We start from the raw sequence: 23,522 nt of genomic DNA, 5'->3' as shown, positions 1-23,522 counted from the left end.
ACAATGCTTGGTTTCTATATTTAATTGCGAGCCATTACGATTAATGTCCATTGAGAGTGTGATGTAAGGAGTTCTCTAGTTATCTTAAATTATTCATTTAAATACCGACTACAGGATAAAAGTTATTTAAACAATTAGTAAAACAAAATGGTTTGAGTTTTTAACGCATCATTATAATAGTGTTAATGCAATTAAAGATTATATTTATTAATACCTTAAGGTGTCATTGGCTTGTAGCTGACTCTATGAGGACTAATACTTATGAGGGGGGGCTTGTTTCGAAAACTAGCCTGTTGAGGGTGAGCTTTAATACCTTAGCTGGATGTTGAAATGATGTTATCAACCCATAATCATTCACGTTAACGCAAGTTAACCCATTTATTGTTAAGCAGGATTAAGAAACCGTTCACTGTGCAAAAATAGCTTGCGTAAGTTGCATGGTGAAAGTTGTTTGGAGCGTTCAATCTTTATGGTAGAGGTGAAGATAAAGAGCTCCAGTATTTAGTAATCGCGCATTCATTATTCTTCCTGGAATAAGAATGTTGCTCAGGACAACATCATTACATTGGGATGATTTAACAGGTCAATTTATGACTCGTAAATCTCTAAATTATTTTTAAGGATATTACTGATGACAAAACTACTTCCACTAGCCGCTGCGATTGCAATGGTATTCGGTACAGCTCACGCAGCAGGCAGCTCAGCAACGACTATTCAGAGCGGTTCTGGTAACACAGCTACAACTGTGCAAGCTGGCACTAATCACACTGCAAATATTACCACCAATACTGGGACTAATAGTAATGCATCTATTGACCAAGTAGGCGATGCACAAACTGCGAATATCACACAAACAGGTGGCGTCGATAGCTCAAGTGCGATTATCAATCAAACAGTACAAGCAAATACTGCGACTATTAATCAAGTACACATGACTAACACAACGGCTGAAGTTAACCAAAATGGTTTAACTAATACTGCAAACGTTGATCAGCAACACGTAAATGATACTTCTGCCACTGTACAGCAAGACGGCAATAGTAATGATGCCGACATCAGACAGTATGGTTTTGGTATTCATAATCCTGCCGGTTCAAGTATTACCCAAACCGGGAATGGTAACGTTGCGAGTTCAGATCAAGATACTTCTACCGATGCGCTTTCCACGATTGTCCAAACGGGTAATAACAACACGGCAGATGCTGAACAAATGAACGGCTCTGAACGTTCAGAAGTGTGGATTACACAAACTACTGATGGCTCTGATGCTACAGCTAAACAGAATAATTCAGCCGACTCAAACGCAACTATTAATCAAAACAGTTTCAGTGTTGGTACTGCTTCGGTAACTCAAACTAACGGTAGTTTTAATACTGCTTTGGTTACGCAAACAGATTTTAGTAGTAATGCTTCAGCAACTGTTACTCAAAATGGTAGCAATAATGATGTGACTACTTACCAAGAGCACGTATTTGATACTAGTTTAACGGTTTCACAAGATGGTAACACTAACAACGCAACAGTAAACCAGGAGCATGTTAACGACAGTACCGCTTCTGTGAATGTTACAGGTGACAACAATACATCAACCATACGCCAGTACGGGTTCGGTTTTCATGAGCCTGCTTCAGCAACTATTATGACTGATGGTAACTTGAACAATGTAAACATTAACCAAGATACTTCTTATATGGCTGCAGCAAGCGTAACTCAAAATGGTGACAGTAACGTAGTTGTAGTGACTCAATTAAATGAATCGGATAACTCAGTTGTAACAATTACTCAACTTGATGCCAGCCAATCAGGCGATGTTAATGTAGCTCAAAATCAAGCTGCAGATTCTAGCGCAATAGTCGCGCAATCTGCTGTTTCTGGTTCAATGGTTGATATTGACCAAGGTCCTGGTTCTATGTTGATGGCTAATGTCACACAGACTGGCTCAATTGGTGGAAGTGCGACAATATTACAAGATGGTATGACTCAAAGTACTACAGTCGATCAAGGCGGTGAAGGTAACATGGCCAATGTTTATCAAACAGCATCTGAAAACATTGCTGATGTAAGCCAGTTTGGTGATTTTGGAACTGCGGATATTGATCAAACCGGTGCAAACAATGAAGGTTGGGTCAACCAGTCTAGTGGCGAGTACAATGATGCAGTTATTGCGCAAAATGGCTCTGATAACTATGGCATTATTACGCAATCAGGTTTCGGTGCAGCTCTTGCTCATAACGTAGCCTCTATCACCCAGAATGGTATGGGTGACATTGCGTCAATTACACAAAGTGGTGGTGCAGGTAATACAGCGGCTATTACTCAAAATTAATTTTTAATGAGTCTAAATGCTAACAATTTGTTTAATGCCGTTCACTTAAGGTGAGCGGCATTTTTTTATTTTCAAATTGTTCCCTCATTTTTCTGATCTTAAAAATCAGCATATCTTTTCCCTTTGGTCCTTAAGCTATACACTAATCCAGTAAAAACTAATTATGGGTCAGAGTCTTACTTTCATTTAAATCCTGTATTCCTTTATGAAGTGTACGCCTAACACAGCATCATATTTAACCAGATTTATTGACTGAAGAAGCGATTAATCTATAAGGTTTAAATGTGATGGAGGAAGAAATAATCAACATAAATAATGATGTGTGTTTATGTCACATTAATAGTCGAGAGCTGATCTACATTATGGTGAGTCCGTTATTTGACCGCTAAACTTGACAGGTGAAACACCAGATTTCGCCATGTAGATTACGAGACGAAATCATCTTAATGAACTGATCACCTCTGAAAGGAAATTTTATTATAAACTTAACTTCTGTAAATTAACTATCTGATATGGTTAATATTTTCTGGAGTTTCTATTCTCCTAGCATCGAAGGCATAAGGGGGGTTGGATTTTTTAGTCCAGAGTAGATATTAATGATAAGGCTGAGCACTATGAAATTAGTGCAGATTTACCTGGCGTAGATAAAAAAGATATTCACGTTACGGTTGATGGAGATTTGCTCACAATCGAGGCAACTACAGCCGAAGAAAATGAGGAAAAAGAAAATGAGCGTGTGATCAGAAAAGAACGTCGCTCTGGTAAGTATGTGCGCAGTTTACCCTTGAGAGCAGACCAAATGAAGCTAATATAAAAGCCTAACTTAAAAATGGAGTGCTTCATCTTCAAGTACCAAAAGTGAATGGCAAAGCAGCGGAAAGCAAAAAATACCGATCTTATAATTAGAAATATGTGAAAGATAAGCTTAAGCGATTGTTAGCTGCAACATAAAAATGTATGTATTAACTGCACCTTAATCTTAATGTTAAGATAATCGATAGATAATGTCTAATAAGGAGCCTAGTCATTTAACGGGCTTCTTTTATTGCTAAGCTAAACCACAACTTTGGAAGGAGATGTCTTCTAAATGCCGATTGTGCTTCTTGGTGGATAAATATTGACGATTTCTATTTCACATAAAAATTAAAGCTAATAAAAAACGCGCCAAATGGCGCGTTTATGTCATTTCATATTATCGAGATAATTAGAAACTGGCTGAACGTGGGGCGCGTGGGAATGGGATAACATCACGAATGTTGTTAACGCCAGTAACATACGACACTAAACGCTCGAAACCTAAACCAAAACCTGAATGAGGTACGGTGCCATAACGACGTAGGTCACGATACCACCAGTAATCTTCTTGGCTTAAATCCATTTCAGCTAAACGCATATCAAGCACGTCTAAACGCTCTTCACGCTGTGCACCACCGATAATCTCACCAATACCTGGTGCCAATACGTCCATTGCTGCGACAGTCTTGCCATCATCGTTTAAGCGCATATAGAAAGCTTTAATGTCTTTCGGGTAGTTCTTAACGACAACAGGCGCTTTAAAATGCTCTTCAGCTAAGTAGCGTTCGTGCTCAGATTGTAAATCAATACCCCATTCAACTGCGAATTCAAACTTCTTACCACAGTTTTTAAGGATTTCAACCGCATCAGTGTAATCCACTTGAGCAAAATCACTGCTAACGAATGCTTGTAAACGTTCGATAACGGTTTTATCAACACGTTCGTTAAAGAAGTTTAAATCATCCATGCGTTCTTCAAGCACTGCGCTAAACGCGAATTTAAGCATTCTTTCCGCTAACTCAGCCGCATCATCTAACGTTGCGAATGCCACTTCAGGCTCAACCATCCAGAATTCTGCAAGGTGGCGAGTGGTGTTTGAGTTTTCAGCACGGAACGTTGGGCCAAAAGTATATACTTTCGATAACGCACAAGCATAAGTTTCAGCGTTTAACTGACCCGACACGGTTAAAAATGATTCTTTACCGAAAAAATCTTTATCGTAATCGACTTTACCGTCAGCAGTGCGAGGTAGATTTTCCATGTCTAAGGTCGACACGCGGAACATTTCGCCCGCACCTTCACAGTCAGAAGCGGTAATTAACGGGGTAGATACCCAGATAAATCCTTCTTGGTGATAGAAGCGGTGAATCGCTTGTGATAAGCAGTTACGTACACGGGCTACTGCACCAATAATATTAGTACGCGGGCGTAGATGGGCAAGTTCACGTAAATGCTCAATAGAGTGGCGTTTGGCCGACATTGGGTAAGTATCTGGATCGTCTACAAAACCCGTAACCACTATTTCAGTGACTTGTAATTCAAATGCTTGACCAGCGCCAGGAGAGGCAACTACTTCACCCGTCATTACAACAGAGCAGCCAGCAGTCAATTTCAATACATCGTCATTGTAATTGGCTAGGCTATTAGGCAAGACACCTTGAATAGGGTCGAAACATGAACCGTCATACACGGCCAAGAAAGAGATACCCGCTTTTGAATCACGACGAGTTCTTACCCAGCCACGGACAGTGACTTGCGAACCAACGGCGTGTTCACCTTTAAATACAGAAGCGACAGATGCAATGCTCATTGTTGCTTTATTCTCCAACGTATAGAATATAAATATAAAATTGGGGTTTATCTTACCTTGCTGGTGGCTTTTCTCAAGCTGAAAACGCTATTCTAGGGTGATTAATGTGATACTTTTGAGTATGTCGGTTAAATATATGGCTAATTAGCCTTTATATTCTCTCGTAAACCAAGGAAAGGCCATGTCTCGTTTAGGAATTATACAGGTTGTATTGACCGTTTTGTCGTTATTAGGCTGGAGCTTAGCCATTTATGCATTGATTATTTTTGGCGAAGCCAGACCTGATCGTGCGGTAGGTTATTTTTTGAGTAAAGGCGCATCGGTACGATTAAACTGGGACCCTGAGTTAACCATTAAATTAGAATACTTAATATGGTGGTGTGCTGGGGTCAGCTTTTTGAATCTGCTGGTAAACTTTTATGCAAAAGCCACCACTCGAATTGGTTTTTGGGTCAATATTCCATTGTTGTTTTTGGTATCACTCGCAGCAGGTTTGTATATTCGTTACGTGGTGTAAAATAACGCTGATGATGCTTGGAACAATAGTTCTAAGCTAATCAACCATCAATTGGCTTTTTACGTCATGTGCCTACAGTGATTAGTTATCTGCTATATGGTGGCACAGTAAATCTATGATGGCTGCCGTTACCCCCCAAATAAATTTGTCTTCAAATGGCATAAAGTGCACTTGATAATGTGCGCCGTGGCGATAATGAAACATTTTATGACGGTTACTGCGCTCAATAAAAAAATTCAATGGTACTGAGAAACAATCATCCACTTCACCGGGATCGAGAACCAGTTCAAATGGCTGCTTTATCATTGCCACGACAGGGGTGATCTCGAAACCAGTAAAGGTTTTATGAGCTGGAAACACACCTAAAATATCCACATTATCTGCCAATAAGCCAATTTCTTCGTGAGCTTCGCGCAGCGCGGTGTGGATGGCATTAATATCATTTGGCTCAACTTTGCCGCCAGGAAAGCTAATTTGCCCAGGATGGTGACGTAAATGCATCGGACGTCGGGTTAAAATAATATGTAATTGTTGCTCTATTTCGATCACAGGGATTAATACCGCGGCTTCGCGGCCAAGGTACGACGGGGGCGCAGAAGCAATTGTCGAACGCAAACAATGTAAGTTGTAGCGCAAAGTGAATTCGTGTTTATTCATTTATTACGTGTCTATCCTGTTAATGACAAGGGATGTTGTGATCTGGAATCAACCCTGCGTGGTACTTTGGAACGAAGAGATTATCACCCCACCGCTGACAATAGCGATACTGCTAGCATAACAGAAGTATTAATTGGCTATTCTATTTCAGTAACAAGCATCACTGTTAACAGTGGCGTTATAAGGCTTAAACATCTACATAGGGTAATTGAGCCAGAGCAGTTTTAAGACTTAAGCTATTGGCAATACAAAATCATAATAGCAATGATATCAACTGCCTCTTTTTAAGGCGCTTCCACTTGAAATCCATAGATAATATGCACTGATTTGATTGTTGTGCACTATTTTTGTGCAAAAAACAAACTTAAAACAAGCGTATTAAACGAGCAATACAATCTTAACCTTTCTTTAGTAACTATATGATTTTTAATGAATAGCCATTGTCATCTTACTGCAATTAATCTGTCGTCAATTTGTTATGATGAACTGGCATGGTAACTGCTGGAATTAATGCAGTTAATTATCGCGAGGAAGACAAATATGGGACTAGAGAAGTTGCTATATTTGCAAGGCGTTGGGGCAGAGTTTATCGATTGTTTCGGTAATCTTGTTCACATACCTGCTAAGGACAGGCAGGGCATTTTAACCACAATGTTGTTGCAATCGTCGTTTGATCAACATGAGCACCTTCATGGTATGAATAAGCCTGACCAGCAACTATTCGATGTACAGGCTTTTACTCAGCAGCATTTATCACCACCAAAGATAGACGCCAGAATAGAGCAACTCGATGTACAGCCTTGGTTGGTACCGCTACATGGTTTTCAGTGGTGTACTATTGATAAGCCTCATGTTGATATCTATCTGCCAGAGCATTATTCATTTGAGTTTGTGGTGACCATCAGCGGTGAAAATATTGACACAATTTCGGTGAATGCCGATGTGAGTGATTGTGTTATTGCTGGCGAATATCATATTAATGATCAACGTTATTGCCAATATCGTTTAATACTTGATAAAGCTAAATTACATTTAGGTTATCACCAACTCGATTTAGCGTTTATTAACGATCCTCAGCATAAAGATACCTTACATGGACAGTTGATGGTTGCACCGTCTACGGCTTATCAAGGTCGCCTAGTGCAACCACTTAACAGCAGTAAGCAATCTTGGGGGCTTAATGCGCAACTGTATGCATTGCGTAATGATGCGCAATGGGGCATTGGTGATTTTGGCAATTTAGCTGAGCTTATTGAGTACGCTGCCCATGCTGGTGCTGATTTTATTCTTCTCAATCCATTACATGCAGTAGACATAAGCCAGCCAGATAACCCCAGTCCATACAGTCCAACAGACCGCCGTCGGTTAAACCCCTTGTACATACAAATAGAAGCCGTTCATGAATATAAAGCCCTTAATGGGGAGTTATCATCACAAAAATGGCAGCAAAAAAGGTTAGTACTGAATCAAGCACATCTTATTAATTACGATGAAGTGCACAGTCTTAAATACGCAGCATTCGAGAAAATGTATCAAATATTTTGTTCTCACCACATCAAGCTAGAAACCCCAAGATACAAGGCCTATAAAGAGTTTTTTGTACAAGATGAAGCTGCGTTGATGCAGTTTGTTACCGTCGAAGTGGAATTAGCATCTAAATATTTCACTCAAGATGTTGGCTTTTATTTGTATCTGCAATTTGTCGCCGATGAACAATTACAAGCTTGTCAGTTGAATGCAAAACAATGCGGTATGAGTATTGGGCTTATTCGTGATTTGGCCGTAGGTGCGGTGAGTCATGGCGCTGAAATTAGTGCCAATGCAGATTTGTTTTGTGATAACGCCAGTATCGGCGCACCACCAGATCCTTTTGCTGAGCAAGGCCAAAATTGGGGCTTAACCCCATTCGATCCGGTGAAATTAAAGCAACATAATTTTAGCCATTTTATCCAATTGGTTCGCAGTAATATGCAAAGCTGCGGCGCGCTGAGAATTGATCATGTTATGGGATTACTACGTTTGTGGTGGTGGCCTCTGCATGAAGAACTTGGTAAAGGTTGCTATGTATATTATCCGCTGGACACCTTGCTCGCCATTGTTTGTTTAGAAAGCCAGCGTGCTCGTTGCATCGTAATTGGCGAAGATTTAGGCATAGTACCACCAGAGATTGTGTCGTGTTTACACCAAGCGGGCATTTTATCAAATGAATTATTTTATTTCTGTAAAGACCATAATGGGTTCAAACCACCACAAGACTATAAACGTCAAAGCCTGATGATGTTGGCTAATCACGATGTACCGACACTTTCTGCGTGGTGGTTTGCTGCGGATTTACGCCTACGACGTCAACTTGAATTGATTGAAACCGATGACAAGTTACATCAGGTCATGGACCAGCGTCAGCAAGAAAAACAGCAATTGATTGACTTGCTTATCCGCGAACAAGCATTTGAGCTACCAACCCCCATGACATCAGCCGAACAATTAGATTTTGATAGTGTGTTGTTGGCTTGGATACGCGTTGCTGCTAAGGGCAATGCACAACTATTTAGTGTGCAATTAAGTGATTTAGTCGCTGATAAACACGGGGTAAATATTCCCGGTACTTGGAAAGAGTTCCCTAATTGGCAACGCCGATTACCCCTGTCTATCAAACAAATGTCCCAAAGCCCTAAAGTGCAGCAACGTCTTGAAGCGATAGCATCGGCGCGAAAGTCCCGAACTCACGCCAGTGCAGTTAACACAAGTGCAGTAAACACATAGTCATCCGATAAACTTGCTCATTAATGGATCATTAAATATGACAGTAGCGACCCCGTATTTTCAACAAGGTAGTGAAATGGCCTTATTAAATGGTGAGTACACCGATGTGTTTTCACTGCTTGGTATGCACAGTGTTAATGATGATAAAGCGCTGGTTGTTCGTTGCTTAATACCTGGTGCGCTCAGTGTTGATGTGTTGAATGCTAAAGATCGACGTAAAGTGGCGACGCTTGAGCAAGTTAATGAACAAGGTTTATTTGCCGGTAAAATGGGCCGCAGAGTTAACCATTTTGCTTATCTATTACGGGTGCAATATCCGTTGTGTGAGCAGCTTATCACCGACCCATATCAATTTGACAGTCTACTTAATCCTGACGATGTGTATTTATTTGGCGAAGGAAGCCAGCTGCAAACATACCATTTTCAAGGCGCTAATTGGCGTGAACATCACGATGTAAAAGGGGTTCATTTTTGTGTTTGGGCGCCAAATGCTAAGCAAGTTGCGGTGATTGGTGATTTTAATTTATGGGACAATAAGCGCCATGTGTTGCGTCATCATCCAGCCAGTGGGCTGTGGGATATTTTCATTGCCGAGGTTGAACCCGATCAGCACTATAAATATGCCATTAGCGATATGCATGGCAATCAAGTTATTAAGTCCGATCCTTATGCGGTCGCCATGCAACCGTCACCTCATAATGCGTCGAAAATACCTCGAGTAGAAGGCTATGACTGGCAAGATAGTCAATGGTTAACAGAACGGGCAAGTCATCAACCACATGTACAACCTATGTCTATTTATGAGGTGCAATTAGCCTCATGGCGCCGCAACGGGGATGACGGCCAAGATTATACCGATTACTCGCAGCTAATAGCCGAGTTGGTGCCTTATATCAAAGAAATGGGCTTTACCCATTTACAGCTAATGCCAATCAGTGAATATCCGTTCGATGGCTCTTGGGGTTATCAACCCGTGGGGTTATTTGCGCCGACGTATCGCTTTGGTGATGCCAATGGCCTTAAAGCTTTTATCGATGCATGCCACCAGCAAGGCATTGCGGTGTTACTCGATTGGGTGCCAGCTCATTTTCCTCGCGATCCTCACGGTTTGGTACGGTTTGACGGCAGTTGCTTATATGAACATGACGATCCCCGTAAAGGCGAACATCCGGATTGGGATACCTTAATTTATAACTATGGCCGCGCGGAAGTGCGCAGTTTTTTATACAGTAATGCGCATTACTGGCTAGATGAATTTCATTTTGATGGCTTACGCCTTGATGCTGTGTCGTCAATGCTCTATCTCGATTATAGCCGTACAGCTGATCAATGGATCCCCAATGAGTTTGGCGGCCGTGAAAATCTTGAGGCAATCAGCTTTCTGCAAGAATTAAACGCACGTATGTATCAGTGTTTTCCTGGTATTAACATGATTGCTGAAGAGTCCACCGCATGGCCTGGGGTGACACAAGCCACCAGTAATAATGGCTTAGGATTCGGCTTTAAGTGGAATATGGGCTGGATGAACGACACACTTCGTTATATCAGTTGCGATCCCCTTTTTAGGCGTTATCACCATGGAGAGCTCACTTTTAGCTTAGTTTATGCCTTTACCGAACAATTTATTTTGTCACTCAGTCATGATGAAGTGGTTCACGGTAAGGGCTCGTTACTGCATAAAATTCCTGGTGATGACTGGCAGAAGTTCGCCACATTACGCGCTTATTATGGCTTTATGTGGACCCATCCGGGCAAAAAACTGTTGTTTATGGGTAACGAGTTTGCCCAGCGCAACGAATGGAACCATAACCAGAGCCTCGACTGGCATTTATTAACCTATGCACCACATCAAGGTGTGCAAGATTGGGTGCGCGATCTCAATCAATGCTATCAACAATATCCGGCCTTATATCAACGTGATCATCATAGCGACGGTTTCCAATGGCTCGACTGCAACAATGCTGAAAATAACATTTTAGTATTTTGTCGTTTTGGCATGGATAAGCAACAACATGTCGTGATTGTGGTCAACATGTCTCCACAGGTTTATCACGATTTCAGAGTGGGTGTACCTGCGGAGCAATGCTACAGCGAAATGCTCAACAGCGACCATCGTCACTATGGCGGCAGTCACGTCGTCAATGATAATCCCTGTGAAGCTCAAGCGACGCCATGGCAGGGCATGTCACACAGTATTGTCATTACTGTCCCTCCGTTAGGTTGCAGCATTTGGGCTCCAGAACTGGACGAACGAACTGACGAACCAGAAAGCTAGATGAGTCGACGGAATAAGTGGGTACAGACACTATGGTTTCAACTTTACAGGGGCATGTTATGGATATGACCAGCGGTTATCCTTATCCACTAGGGGCGACACTCGATGATAACGGGGTGAATTTTTCGTTGTTTTCGGCGCATGCTACTCAAGTCGTATTGTGTATCTTTGATGCCACTGGAGAAGTTGAGGTCGCGCAATACATCATGAGCGATCAAACTCGACAAATTTGGCACTGTCATCTTGCTGATGCACAAGCAGGGCTATTGTATGGTTATCGTGTCTTTGGCCCATATCAACCTCAATTAGGTCATCGCTTTAATCATCATAAATTGTTACTCGATCCCTATGCAAAAAAGCTGGTGGGCGAGGTGATATATCATCCTGCGCTTTATGGTTATGACATTGAAGCCAGGGACGAAGATTTGTCATTTGATACCCAAGATAGTGCGCCATATGTGCCTAAAGCACAGGTTATTGATTGCGGCTTTGTCAATGATATTCCAATTGAGCCGCTCAATATTAGCCTTGCGCGCAGCATTATATTTGAAACCCATATAAAAGGGTTTACCCAACAGCATCCCAAGGTCAGCAGCGAGCAACAAGGCACCTTTGCAGGTTTAGCGAGCCAACCTATCATCGATTATTTACAAAACTTAGGCATAACCTGTATAGAGCTATTACCCGTGCATGGTTTTTTTGATGAGCCATTTTTAATTGAAAAGGGCCTCAATAACTATTGGGGATATAACAGTATTGCTTTTATGGCGCCGCACAGCGCTTATTTGTCTGCATCGGATGACATTGCTGAATTTAGGCAGATGGTTTCTACACTTCATCGAGCAGGCATTGAAGTCATTTTGGATGTGGTATTTAACCATACTGCAGAAGGTAACCATTTAGGGCCAACGTATGGTTTCCGCGGGATCGACAATGCCAGTTACTACCGTTTATTACCCAATGATAAGCGTTTTAACATTAACGATACCGGTTGTGGTAACACCTTTAATCTTAATCATCCCCAAGTACTGATGCTGGTAATGGATTCGCTGCGCTATTGGGTTGAAGTGATGGGCGTGGATGGATTTAGATTTGATTTAGCCAGTTGCCTTGGACGAGAAGCCTATGGCTTTGACCCAGGAAGTGGATTTTTTGACGCCATCACTCAAGATCCTGTGCTGTGTAAAGTGAAATTGATTGCTGAGCCATGGGACATTGGACCTGGTGGTTATCAGTTAGGCAATTACCCTGTGGCATTCAGTGAATGGAATGACCGTTACCGTGATGCTATGCGCAAATTCTGGCGCGGTGACAGTGGTTTGTTACCTGAATTTGCTAAACGATTTCATGGTTCGAGTGACTTTTTTGAACATAACGGTCGCGGGCCAGCAGCCAGTATCAATTTTATCACCAGTCATGATGGTTTCAGTTTGCATGATGTAGTCAGTTATGACGATCGTCATAACTTGGCCAACGGTGAAGACAACCGCGATGGACATCAAGAAAACTGTAGCAGTAATTATGGCATAGAAGGCGAGTGCGACGATGTCGCCATCAATGCCATTCGCAACCGACAAAAGCGCAATTTATTAACGTGCTTGTTGCTATCTCAGGGGGTGCCGATGCTATTGGCTGGCGATGAATCTAGCCAAACTCAACAAGGTAATAACAATGCCTACTGCCAAGACAATCCGATGGGTTGGTTCGACTGGCAGCAAATAGATTGGTCGTTGGTGAATTTTACCGCTCAGTTGATCACCTTACGTAAACGCTTTCCGATGTTGTGTCATCAAGCATTTATTCATAAACCAGAAGCATTATTCGATAACGGTTTAGCGTGGTTTAACCGCCAAGGTGAAGCGATGACGAAATCACATTGGTGTGAACATCATACCCGCACCTTAAGCGTTATTTTAACCGGTAATTTAGGTGATGCCGATGTTGGCGCCGTTGCTGAAAGTACTGAAGCCTTATTGTTGATGATCAATGTCGATGAGTCCCCACATACCTTTACATTACCGCAATTGCCTCACTTTCGTTATTGGCATTGTTTATTGCATACCCAAGAAAGTGAGCCAGTGGTGGATGCCAGTCAGCAAGTCAATTTAATCAGCCGTAGTTTAATGTTATTTCATACCGAGTTTACAAGGAGCAATTGATGACCACAGCGAAAACTAACGCCAGTGCGACTAAACCGACTGCCCGTGCCAGTCGAGCTAAAGCTAACAGTAAGACCAGTAGTAAAACCAAAGTCGCAACACAAACCGCAGCAGACAATCAGCTCAGTTCTCATGCAGAGCCTTGTGAACCTTGCGACAGTTTAGCAGCCTCGTTAGCCAGACATATTCGTTATGGTTTATGTCGCGATGAACATGAGCAACATGAATTGTTTAATGCCGTGGCGCAAAGTGTTAAAGAGCAAATGCTGGATAACTGGCGTCAAACACGGATAAAAGATAATCAATACCAACAAAAACAAGTGGCTTACTTGTCGTTAGAGTTTTTGATGGGCCGAGCATTAGGTAATGCATTACTGAGTTTAGACATTACCGCCGATGCGCAACAAGTCATGACTGAATACGCGACTAGTTTAGAAGAGCTTGAGCAAGTTGAGCAAGATGCGGGCTTAGGCAATGGCGGGCTTGGACGACTTGCGGCGTGCTTCCTCGACAGTTGTGCCAGTTTAGATTTGTCGGTTACTGGTTACGGTATTCGTTATCAATATGGCATGTTTGTGCAAAAAATTGTCGATGGTTACCAAGTTGAGCGTCCGGACCGTTGGTTACGACACGGTAATCCATGGGAAGTCCGTATTGCCAATCGTATTGTGACGGTTCCCTTTTTTGGCCATACCGAAACCTATGTCGATAAACAAGGGCATCGACACCATGTGTGGGCGGAAACTCAAAATGTACTGGCCGTGCCTTATGACGTGCCGATCCCAGGATTTAAAAATGGCCGAATTAATACGCTGCGCTTGTGGAAGGCAGAAGCCAATGACGAGTTTGATTTAGCAGAGTTTAACGAAGGTGATTATGCTGAAGCCGTCGCGACGAAAAACCTAGCCGAACAAATCACCATGGTGTTGTACCCCAATGATTCGAGTGTTAACGGCAAAGAATTGCGGTTAAGACAACAGTACTTTTTGTCGTCTGCCAGCTTACAAGACTTGCTGGCCCGTTACGTCGGTCAATTTGGTGAAGACTTTAGCCAGTTTAGTACTCATAACGTGTTGCAACTTAATGATACTCACCCGAGCATTGCAGTACCTGAGTTAATGCGGTTGTTACTTGATCAATATGGCTTGAGTTGGGATACCGCTTGGGCGATCACTAGTGAATCTATGGCGTATACCAATCATACTTTATTGCCAGAAGCACTAGAGCGTTGGTCTGTGCCGATGATGAAAAATATGTTGCCGCGAATTGTCGAAATTATTTTCGAAATCAATGCACGTTATCTTGAACAAGTGGCTCATCATTGGCCCGCAGATATTCAAAAATTGGCCAACATGTCGATTATTGAAGAAGGCCCCGAGCAGCAAATACGGATGGCATATTTAGCGATTGTTGCCAGTTTTTCGGTTAATGGTGTGGCGGGGTTACATACTCAGTTGCTTAAAGAAGGGTTATTCAATGACTTCTATCAACTGTGGCCCCACAAATTTAATAACAAAACCAACGGTGTCACCCCTAGGCGTTGGCTCGCGTATTGTAATCCTAAGTTATCTGAGTTGATTTGCCGACGCTTAGGCGATGAGTGGATTAACGATTTATCACGTCTTACCGCGTTAAATGCTTTTACCAGTGACAAAGCATTTGTTAAGGAATGGGCGCAAATAAAACTCGAGAATAAACAAGTGTTAACCACTTTTATACATCAGCAATGTGGGGTTGAATTTGACCCTCTGATGATGTTCGATGTGCAAGTAAAACGTATCCATGAATACAAGCGCCAATTATTGAATATTTTGCATGTTATTCATTTATATCGTCGAATTTTAAATGGCGATACTCAAGATATGGTCCCCCGTTGCGTATTAATTGGTGGCAAAGCTGCGCCAGGGTATGCCATGGCAAAACAAATCATTAAGTTAGCAAGCAATGTCGCCCATATGGTCAATTCTGATCCACTGGTGACGCCGTATTTACGTATGGCTTTCCTGCCTAACTATAACGTTAGTGCGATGGAAAAAATTTGTCCGGGTACCGACTTATCTGAGCAAATATCAACAGCAGGTAAAGAAGCTTCAGGTACAGGCAACATGAAATTCATGATGAATGGTGCTTTGACTATCGGCACATTAGATGGTGCCAATATTGAAATGCTTGAAGAAGTGGGTGATGAGAACTTTTTCTTATTTGGCCTAGATGCTAATCAAGTAAGCCAAGCCCGAATGAATTATCAACCTCAGCACATCGTTGAACATTCTAAAGCCCTTCATGGGGTGATGGACATGCTCAAAAGCGCTCATTTCAATTTGGTCGAACCGGGTATTTTCGACAACATTATTGCCTCGATTGTCGACCCTAACGACCAATGGATGACCGCTGCCGATTTTGACAGTTATTGCTTGGCACAAGAACAGGTGGCAAAAACCTATCTTGATCAAGATAGTTGGCAAAAAATGAGTATTAGAAACACCGCCGCAAGCGGGCGTTTTTCAAGCGACAACACTATAGCGGGTTACCGCGACGAAATCTGGATGAAAAAGTAATACAGGGATGGCGGTGTTATGCCGCTTAGTTAACAAGTAAGTCGTAGATCAATGCTTATTTATTGATGGCTATCTTTGATAGTCAAATGGAGTCTGCTTATGAGTAATGTTCGTTATATTAGTAATTTAACTCGTGATACCTATGCGCTTATTTTGGCGGGTGGTCGTGGTTCTCGGTTGTACGAATTAACCGACTGGCGCGCTAAACCGGCGTTATATTTTGGTGGTAAATTCAGGATTATTGATTTCCCATTATCGAATTGTATTAACTCTGGAATTCGTCGCGTGGGAGTGGTGACACAATATAAATCACACTCACTTATTCGGCATGTTACTCGTGGTTGGGGCCACTTTAAGAAGGAATTGGGTGAATCGGTTGAGATATTACCGGCGTCGCAACAAACATCAGGTAATTGGTATCAAGGTACCGCAGACGCCGTGTTTCAAAATATCGATATTATTCGCCATGAAATACCTAAATACGTGATGATTCTATCTGGCGATCATGTATACCGCATGGATTATGCCGGCTTGTTAGCCGCCCATGCAGAATCTGGTGCCGACATGACCGTGTGTTGTTTAGAAACGCCGATAGCCGAAGCTGCGGGGGCATTTGGGGTAATGGAAGTCGATAGCACTAATCGGGTGATTGGCTTTGAAGAAAAACCAGCTGAGCCTAAACCGACACCAAACGATCCGGAAATGTGTTTAGCCTCGATGGGCAATTATGTGTTTAATACCAAGTTTTTGTTCGATCAATTGAAAAAGGATTCGAACAACGAAAACTCAGACCGTGACTTTGGTAAAGACATCATTCCGGCAATCATAGAAAAGCATAATGTGTTCGCGTTTCCTTTTACTAGTGCAGTTCCAGACGAACCTGCTTATTGGCGCGATGTGGGTACCTTAGATTCATTTTTCCAAGCCAATATGGAGCTATTATCACCTACGCCGGCATTGAATTTGTATGATGCCAAATGGCCTATTTGGACCTATCAAGAACAATTACCTCCGGCTAAATTTGTGTTTGATGATGAAGATAGACGCGGTATGGCGGTTGATTCTATTGTGTCCGGTGGTTGTATTATCTCCGGCGCAAAAGTTAAACGTAGCGTGTTGTTTGATGAAGTGCGGGTATGTTCTTATTCGTCGGTAAAAGACTCGGTATTATTACCCGATGTGGTGGTATTAAAGAACTGTAAAATCCAAAATGCCATTTTAGATCGGGGTTGTATCATCCCAGAAGGCATGGTGATTGGTTATAATCAAGATCACGACAGGGCAAGAGGTTTTAGGGTATCCGAAAAAGGTATTACCTTAGTAACTCGTAAAATGTTGGGTTTACCTGTTGGTTACGAATAAGGACCGTAAATGACTCTTGTGAGTGTAAAGCGAGTACTGCTGGTGGCAGCAGAAAACGATGCACTGCACGGCGCTAAAGTTGGTGGCATGGCGGATGTTATCCGCGACTTGCCACCCGCATTAGGCCAATGCAGCGTGATAGCCGATGTCGCTATGCCTAATTATGGTTTTTTAGCTCAACAATATCGTGTCGCACATATGGCTGATGTTGAAGTTGATTTTGCGGGTGAGCGTCATGTGGTATCTGTGTATCGGATGCCTAGGCCGCAAAACAAAGACGAAATGGTCGATATCGGTGAGCAAGATAATACTGGCGCCCAAATTTATCTATTCGATCATCCGCTGTTTAACCATCAAGGTCAGGTTTACTGTAATGGTTCAGCCGACAGACCGTTTGCCGAAGATGCGACCAAGTTTGCTTTGTTTTCATTGAGTGTTGCCACATGCCTTGTTAACAGGCTATTACCTTATTTCGATGTGTTGCATCTGCATGACTGGCACACAGCAATGGTGGCGATGCTTCGCGGCTGCGTGGCGGAGTTCTCGGCATTGCAGGCGATGCCTTGTGTGTTCACTATCCATAATTTGGCTTTACAGGGGATCCGCCCCTTCAGCGGTGATGATTCATCGTTTGCCCATTGGTTTCCACAGTACATGGATAAATTGAATGCAGTTGCCGATGTAAGTTTATTTGATCCACGTTACAACAATTGCATTAATCCAATGCGAATGGGCATAGTACTGAGTGATAAAGTGCACTTGGTGTCGCCCAGTTATGCCCGCGAAGTGTTAATGCCGTCGGATTATCATAAAGGCTTTTTTGGCGGTGAAGGATTAGAGCTAGATTTAGCCACTAAAGCGCAGCAAGGTAATGTCGTTGGGATCATTAATGGTTGTGTTTATGATGATAAGCCCCTAAATGATGTTGATCATCAAACAGGATATGCAGGGTTATTGCACCAAGCAGAAAACGCGATTATCAAATGGCAAGCAAAGGCCAATAATGTCAGTGTATTAGACACCATTGCGCTCACGCGAATGAGTCAGTATAAGCATGCTATATTGGCGGAGCATCTGCGATCGTTAGAGGTAAATAGCCAAACGTTTGATGATGACAAACAACGGTTTTTACTGACATCAGTAGGTCGGTTAACTGAGCAAAAAGTGTTGATTTTGTTGCAACCGTATTGTGCAACGCAAATAGATAAAAGCCTTTCCTCAGCAAAAACAGTACTAGAAGCGGTACTTGAATCATTAAAGCGACAACAACCCAACGGGGTGTTTATGTTGCTTGGTAGTGGTGATCTGCATATTGCTAAGGTTCTGCAAGCTACAGCTGCGCGTTATGATAACTTTTTATTTTTACACGGTTATGATGAAGCATTGTCTGAGCAACTTTATCAATCGGGCAGTTTATTTTTAATGCCAAGCTCATTTGAGCCATGCGGAATAAGTCAAATGCTGGCAATGCGGGCAGGGCAACCTTGTTTGGTTCATGGCGTGGGTGGACTGAACGACACGATTACAGATAATGTCAGCGGCTGGGTGTTTAATGGTGAAACGCTAGCTGCACAAGGACAAGCCCTGGTTGAACGTGTTAATCAAGTTCTTGCGTTATATGGCAGCGATACTTGGCAACAGGTGAAGCATAATGCCGCCAAACAGCGATTTAGCTGGGACGATGTCGCGAAGCAATATCTAACAAAGCTCTATGTAGCGAATGATAATGATCAGTAAACAACGTCAGTAAATACAGTCAGTAAGCATTAGTCCGTTAGCAAGACAACTTAAACTAATGTTATTAGTCAATCGTTTTATGTTCAGCTTGATGTAATGAAAAATGCCAATCAAATATGATTGGCATTTTTGCGTTTCAGCGTGGTTATCGGCTGAAAATACTCACTAATAACTAATCTTTTAGTAGGTATAACGTAGATCTAAGTAATAGTAACCACCGTTAAATCCAAACGGAGTATTGGTCAGTGGGTATACAAATATGCCGTTAAAATTATTATCCTCTGGGCGTTTCTCTGGATAAGTATCAAATAGGTTTTGTACCCCTAACGTTACTGAAAGGTTATCGGTTGCACGGTAACGAGTACTTAAATCAGTGGTCCATCTCGCACCATATTCTACTTCACTAGATGAATAACCCACGGTATATTCACCGAAATAGCTGAAACGTAAGTTAGTGGTGAAGTCATCATATTGATGAGTAAAACCGATGTTAGCGGTATTTTTCGGATTGGCTTCCGTCATGCGAACGACTTCAATATTATCAAATAGCTCGTCTTCTAATCCATTGAGGATCGAAGGCAAAGAAATTGACTCAATTTCAGTTTCTTTGTATGAGTAAGCAAGGTTTGCTTTTAGATCGCCGTATTCACCAAGGTCAAAACCTTGAGTGATAACTAAGTCTACACCTTGAGTTTTAGTATCAACCGCATTCATAAAGAAACGCGCCGAGTCGGCATTGGTGCCTTCAAGAATGGCTGCAATGGCGGGTGAGCTTTCTTTGTCGATAGAACCTGACAAAATGATTCTGTCATCAACATTGATTTCATAAGCATCTAATGTCACTGCAAAGCCATTGTCGCCAGTGTAAACAATACCTGCACTATAAGAGTGTGATACTTCCGCTTTAAGATCGGGAATACCTAGCTCAGCTCTAACCGGTGATAACTGGTTAAAGGTACCTGACTCTCTAGGAATAAATTCACCAGTGACCGGATCAGGGTCAAAGAAAGTGGATACGTTGGTAAAATAAAGCTGTTGTACACTTGGCGCGCGAAAACCCGTGTCGGTGGTTAAACGAAGTGCCACTCGGTCTGTTAGCTCATATCGACCAGACAATTTCCAACTGGTATTGCCACCGAAATCTGAATAGTCTTCATAACGAACGGCTGCCGCCCAATAAAAGTCATCGGTGAGTTGGTTTTCAAGTTCGATGTACAAACCAAGGTTTGTACGGTCTTCATCTACTTCAGATTCTTTAGTGAAACCACCAAATCCCTGGCTACCACCCGATTTATCTTGGTAATCGCCTTGGATATACGATTCTTCTTGGCCAGCTTCAATTTGATAGCCACTTTCGCGCCATGTGATGCCCATTGCCACGAGTAAGTCAGAGTCATTGGCAAAATCGTAGTAGGTTGAAGCATCTAAATTTAGATTCAGCTCACTGGTCGACAATGTACCAGCATCAAAGCTTGTTGGGCTGTTAGGGCCAAGCGAAGCGTTAATGCTGTTTTCAACATTGTATTCAAAGCTGTTGCTACCAAAACCAACTGATGAATCAATTTCCCATTGGCCCAACTCAAACTCATAACCGGTGACTAAAGAGTAATCGATAATCTCTGGGCTAATTTGTGGTAAAAAGCCGTCTGGATACACTTCAATAACGTTACGAGAATCCAACGCACGACGATAAAAAGCGCCTGAAGTTGAGCTGCGTTTGCTAATACCACCAAAGGCATAAAGCTTACCCTTGGTATCTAACCCTTGCTCAGCATTTACAAATAAACCGTAGTTGTCATAATCACTGTCGCCAACATGATGATTTTTACGATCGAATGTGGCTTCACGTGGATCAAGGCTACCATCTGCTAGGGTCGGGTATTGCTGACGTGAATCAAAACCGGCACGATTAGTTGAATTTTTCTGATGTGCTTCTAAAGACACATTCACAAAGCCGTCTTGGCTAAAACTAAAGCCTTGATTAATGCCTAGGCGTACTTGTTCACCGTCGCCTTCGTAGGTTTGGCCAACCTGGGCGGCAATGCTGCCACCTTCGTCGCTGTCTTTCAGCACGACGTTGATGACACCCGCAATCGCATCAGAGCCGTATAGCGCTGATGCACCGTCGCGTAAAATTTCAATCCGTTTAATTGAAGTCATTGGAATGGCGTTAAGGTCAACGTTTGATGAACCTTTGCCTAAAGTACCGGCTAAGTGAACCAATGCTGAACCATGGCGACGCTTACCATTTACCAATACTAAAGTGTGATCAGGTGACATGCCTCGTAAGCTTGCAGGGCGAACCGCGTCGCTGCCATCGGTAATTGACGAGAATGGAAAGCTGTAGCTGGGCGCAGCAAACTGCAATGCCTTGGCCGTTTCGGTGATGCCTGTTGCTTCAAGTTGTTCTGAGGTAATAATATCGACAGGGGTTGCACTGTCTGTGGCGGTACGAAGGGCAATACGCGATCCAATAACCTGAATGCGCTCTAGGTTTTCACCTTCTTCTGCAGCGATTGCTACTGGGGCTGAAATACTGGCAATAACGGCCAAAGAAACGAGACTTTTATACATTAGCAATCCTGCGATAACGTTATGAGTAATTTTGTAACATTATAGGTCATTTTCGCTGGTACATAGGTCGCTTTAATATAGGCTTAGTTAGTTCAATCAGGCATATCTCATGACACTCTGATCTAGTTAAAGGCGATAATTACTCCATTGTGGTTACAATTACCCACAGTCATAAACAAACGCCTGCTACTAGTAACAGGCGTTTAACATTTATTTTGTTAATGAGGCTTAAGTATTGTTAATGAGACTTAATCGCTTTATGAGCTGCTAGCTGGGTAAGCTCGTTTGGTGCGATGTAATGAAGGTCGCCATGGCATCCTCTGCACGAGTTTGTGCCGATGCCCAAGTGTCTGAGGTTGTCATGGTTTCAACCACTTCGTAATAACATTTAATTTTTGGCTCAGTACCCGACGGGCGAACAATGACTCGAGCGCCACCTTCTAAGGCATAAATCAACACATCGCTACTAGGTAAATCAATGGCTTGTTTGCTGCCATCAGCGGCAGTGCGCTGTAGACTTTTTAAATCGTCGGTCGAGATCACCGCATACTCACCAATTTTCACGGGTGGATGTTCGCGTAAATAGGCACCAATATTTGGCGTGTCAGCATTGAGGGCAATACTCACTTGTTTATTAAGATGAAATCCATGTTGGCGATAAATCTGCTCGAGTTTATCCCAAATGGTTTGTCCATTATCTGCAAGTTCTGCAGTCAGTTGAGCAAAGGCCACTAATGCCGATAATCCATCTTTATCCCACACTAAGTTACCAATGGTGTAGCCGAGCGCTTCTTCATAAGCGAATAAGAACTGATTGTCAGCTTGGTGCTTGGCAATACCGACATTCATTAACCACTTAAAGCCGGTAAGAGTGGTATAGCTTTGGCTACCAAACTCAGTGGCAATTTTAGACAACAGGCTTGAGGACACGATAGTAGTGCCAGTAAGTTGCTGATTTTTAGGTGCATGGCTGAGTAAGTAGTGACCAAATAACACTCCAACTTGGTCGCCTGTCAACATTTGGTAGTCGCCATTTTCAGTGCGAGCGGCAACAGCAAAGCGGTCAGCATCAGGGTCGTTGGCACAAGCGAGTGTAGCATGGTGCTTTTTGGCTTCTGCAATCACCAAATCCATTGCGCCTTTTTCTTCAGGATTTGGAAAGTTTACCGTAGGAAAGTCGCCATCAGGTTCACGTTGAGCCGCCACTGAATACACTTGGGTAAAACCAGCATCATTTAATACCGTTTCAGCCATGTCGGCACCAACACCGTGCATTGCGGTGTAAGCTAAACTGACCTTGTCCTGTCCGCTGTGGTATTGCAGCTCTTTAGCTTCACGTATTCCTTGGCGATAGGCTTGATAGAAATCGTCTTGTAACCAAGTAAGCTTATCTTGTGAGATAGCATCGTCTAGTGCTAAAAAGGGAATAGTCAGAGTGGCAGCCCGAGTAATTTGGGCGGCTATGCCTGTGTCGTGAGGAGGAATAATTTGTGCGCCATTTTCCCAATAGACTTTATAGCCATTGTATTGTGGTGGGTTATGACTTGCAGTAACCACAATGCCAGCCGCAGCGTTAAGATGTTTTACCCCAAAAGCGACTAACGGCGTGGCGGCAACCTTGTAGGTTAAATGCACGTTAATGCCCATAGCGGTTAATACACTTGCGGCATCATGGGCAAAGGTAAAGGAATCATGACGACCATCGTAACCTATCACGACACCACGCTCGGCAGCATTGTCGATTTGCGCGAGTAAGTAAGCCCCCAGACCGGCAGTAGTTTGGCGGATAACCAAACGGTTCATCGCCATAGGGCCAACACCCACTTCGCCTCTTAGCCCTGCAGTGCCAAATGCTAAACGACCCGCAAAGCGTGCCGCTAGTTCTGTTTCATTGCCGTTATCGATTAACGTTTGCAGTTGTGAGCGGGTGTGTGGGTCGGGATCGTTATTGAGCCATTGGTTGATTTGATGTTGAAGATGGGTATTCAT

13 protein-coding genes are annotated in these 23,522 nt (G+C 42.8%); 9 read left to right on the top strand and 4 right to left on the bottom strand.

All coding sequences use genetic code 11. The features are described 5' to 3' along the window. The first annotated feature begins 631 nt into the window (after positions 1-631). Both AAEY94_RS09465 and AAEY94_RS09460 read left to right on the top strand, forming a co-directional pair. Positions 632-2,326 carry a beta strand repeat-containing protein gene (locus tag AAEY94_RS09465; protein WP_350978567.1) on the top strand — a complete coding sequence of 565 codons (1,695 nt, stop codon included), beginning with the start codon at positions 632-634 and terminating at the stop codon, positions 2,324-2,326. Positions 2,327-2,918: 592 nt separating this feature from the next. Then, positions 2,919-3,140, top strand: a complete 222-nt coding sequence (locus AAEY94_RS09460) for an Hsp20/alpha crystallin family protein (protein ID WP_350978575.1) — start codon at positions 2,919-2,921, stop codon at positions 3,138-3,140. 390 nt (positions 3,141-3,530) lie between these two features. On the opposite strand, the gene asnS is transcribed toward AAEY94_RS09460, so the two are convergent. Continuing rightward, positions 3,531-4,931 carry an asparagine--tRNA ligase gene (gene asnS, locus AAEY94_RS09455; protein WP_101087044.1) on the bottom strand — a complete coding sequence of 467 codons (1,401 nt, stop codon included), beginning with the start codon at positions 4,929-4,931 and terminating at the stop codon, positions 3,531-3,533. A gap of 181 nt (positions 4,932-5,112) precedes the next feature. Between asnS and AAEY94_RS09450 the strand changes: the two genes are divergently transcribed. Next, positions 5,113-5,448, top strand: a complete 336-nt coding sequence (locus AAEY94_RS09450) for a hypothetical protein (protein ID WP_011637624.1) — start codon at positions 5,113-5,115, stop codon at positions 5,446-5,448. An 81-nt stretch (positions 5,449-5,529) separates the two neighbouring features. On the opposite strand, the gene AAEY94_RS09445 is transcribed toward AAEY94_RS09450, so the two are convergent. Continuing rightward, positions 5,530-6,105 carry a CoA pyrophosphatase gene (locus tag AAEY94_RS09445; RefSeq protein ID WP_162023248.1) on the bottom strand — a complete coding sequence of 192 codons (576 nt, stop codon included), beginning with the start codon at positions 6,103-6,105 and terminating at the stop codon, positions 5,530-5,532. Between the two features lie 540 nt (positions 6,106-6,645). Here AAEY94_RS09445 and malQ point away from each other — a divergent pair. The 6 genes from malQ (at position 6,646) to AAEY94_RS09415 (ending at position 18,959) form a co-directional block, all read left to right on the top strand. Next, positions 6,646-8,868: a 4-alpha-glucanotransferase gene (malQ, locus tag AAEY94_RS09440; RefSeq protein WP_350978565.1), complete on the top strand. Its 2,223-nt coding sequence runs from the start codon at positions 6,646-6,648 to the stop codon at positions 8,866-8,868. Positions 8,869-8,905: 37 nt separating this feature from the next. Beyond that, the gene (gene glgB / locus AAEY94_RS09435) at positions 8,906-11,143 is read left to right on the top strand and encodes a 1,4-alpha-glucan branching protein GlgB (protein ID WP_182743749.1); all 2,238 of its coding nucleotides are present in this window, start codon (positions 8,906-8,908) and stop codon (positions 11,141-11,143) included. A gap of 59 nt (positions 11,144-11,202) precedes the next feature. Continuing rightward, positions 11,203-13,302, top strand: a complete 2,100-nt coding sequence (gene glgX, locus AAEY94_RS09430) for a glycogen debranching protein GlgX (protein ID WP_242445140.1) — start codon at positions 11,203-11,205, stop codon at positions 13,300-13,302. After that, entirely contained in the window at positions 13,302-15,860 is a 2,559-nt protein-coding gene (locus tag AAEY94_RS09425; RefSeq protein ID WP_350978562.1) for a glycogen/starch/alpha-glucan phosphorylase, read from the top strand. The genes glgX and AAEY94_RS09425 overlap by 1 nt, the downstream gene beginning before the upstream one ends. Positions 15,861-15,959: 99 nt before the next feature. After that, on the top strand, positions 15,960-17,222 hold the full coding sequence (gene glgC / locus AAEY94_RS09420) for a glucose-1-phosphate adenylyltransferase (RefSeq protein ID WP_101087050.1): 1,263 nt from the start codon (positions 15,960-15,962) through the stop codon (positions 17,220-17,222). 9 nt (positions 17,223-17,231) lie between these two features. Then, on the top strand, positions 17,232-18,959 hold the full coding sequence (locus tag AAEY94_RS09415; RefSeq protein WP_350978559.1) for a glycogen synthase: 1,728 nt from the start codon (positions 17,232-17,234) through the stop codon (positions 18,957-18,959). 180 nt (positions 18,960-19,139) lie between these two features. Here the strand turns inward: AAEY94_RS09415 and AAEY94_RS09410 are convergent, their stop codons facing one another. Further along, on the bottom strand, positions 19,140-21,533 hold the full coding sequence (locus AAEY94_RS09410; RefSeq protein ID WP_335692010.1) for a TonB-dependent receptor plug domain-containing protein: 2,394 nt from the start codon (positions 21,531-21,533) through the stop codon (positions 19,140-19,142). Between the two features lie 267 nt (positions 21,534-21,800). Next, positions 21,801-23,522, bottom strand: a complete 1,722-nt coding sequence (locus AAEY94_RS09405; protein ID WP_350978558.1) for a phospho-sugar mutase — start codon at positions 23,520-23,522, stop codon at positions 21,801-21,803.

Origin of the sequence: Shewanella sp. AC34-MNA-CIBAN-0136 (assembly GCF_040309945.1) — a bacterium.
Classification (GTDB): domain Bacteria; phylum Pseudomonadota; class Gammaproteobacteria; order Enterobacterales; family Shewanellaceae; genus Shewanella.
This window is presented reverse-complemented; position numbering and strand designations above follow the sequence as displayed.

Coding starts and splice junctions, on each gene's coding strand:
- AAEY94_RS09410 (WP_335692010.1), bottom strand. CDS start 21,533: ATGTATAAAAGTCTCGTTTCTTTGGCCGTTATTGCCAGTATTTCAGCC.
- AAEY94_RS09425 (WP_350978562.1), top strand. CDS start 13,302: ATGACCACAGCGAAAACTAACGCCAGTGCGACTAAACCGACTGCCCGT.
- AAEY94_RS09445 (WP_162023248.1), bottom strand. CDS start 6,105: ATGAATAAACACGAATTCACTTTGCGCTACAACTTACATTGTTTGCGT.
- AAEY94_RS09465 (WP_350978567.1), top strand. CDS start 632: ATGACAAAACTACTTCCACTAGCCGCTGCGATTGCAATGGTATTCGGT.
- AAEY94_RS09450 (WP_011637624.1), top strand. CDS start 5,113: ATGTCTCGTTTAGGAATTATACAGGTTGTATTGACCGTTTTGTCGTTA.
- glgX (WP_242445140.1), top strand. CDS start 11,203: ATGGATATGACCAGCGGTTATCCTTATCCACTAGGGGCGACACTCGAT.
- asnS (WP_101087044.1), bottom strand. CDS start 4,931: ATGAGCATTGCATCTGTCGCTTCTGTATTTAAAGGTGAACACGCCGTT.
- glgC (WP_101087050.1), top strand. CDS start 15,960: ATGAGTAATGTTCGTTATATTAGTAATTTAACTCGTGATACCTATGCG.
- AAEY94_RS09405 (WP_350978558.1), bottom strand. CDS start 23,522: ATGAATACCCATCTTCAACATCAAATCAACCAATGGCTCAATAACGAT.
- AAEY94_RS09415 (WP_350978559.1), top strand. CDS start 17,232: ATGACTCTTGTGAGTGTAAAGCGAGTACTGCTGGTGGCAGCAGAAAAC.
- glgB (WP_182743749.1), top strand. CDS start 8,906: ATGACAGTAGCGACCCCGTATTTTCAACAAGGTAGTGAAATGGCCTTA.
- malQ (WP_350978565.1), top strand. CDS start 6,646: ATGGGACTAGAGAAGTTGCTATATTTGCAAGGCGTTGGGGCAGAGTTT.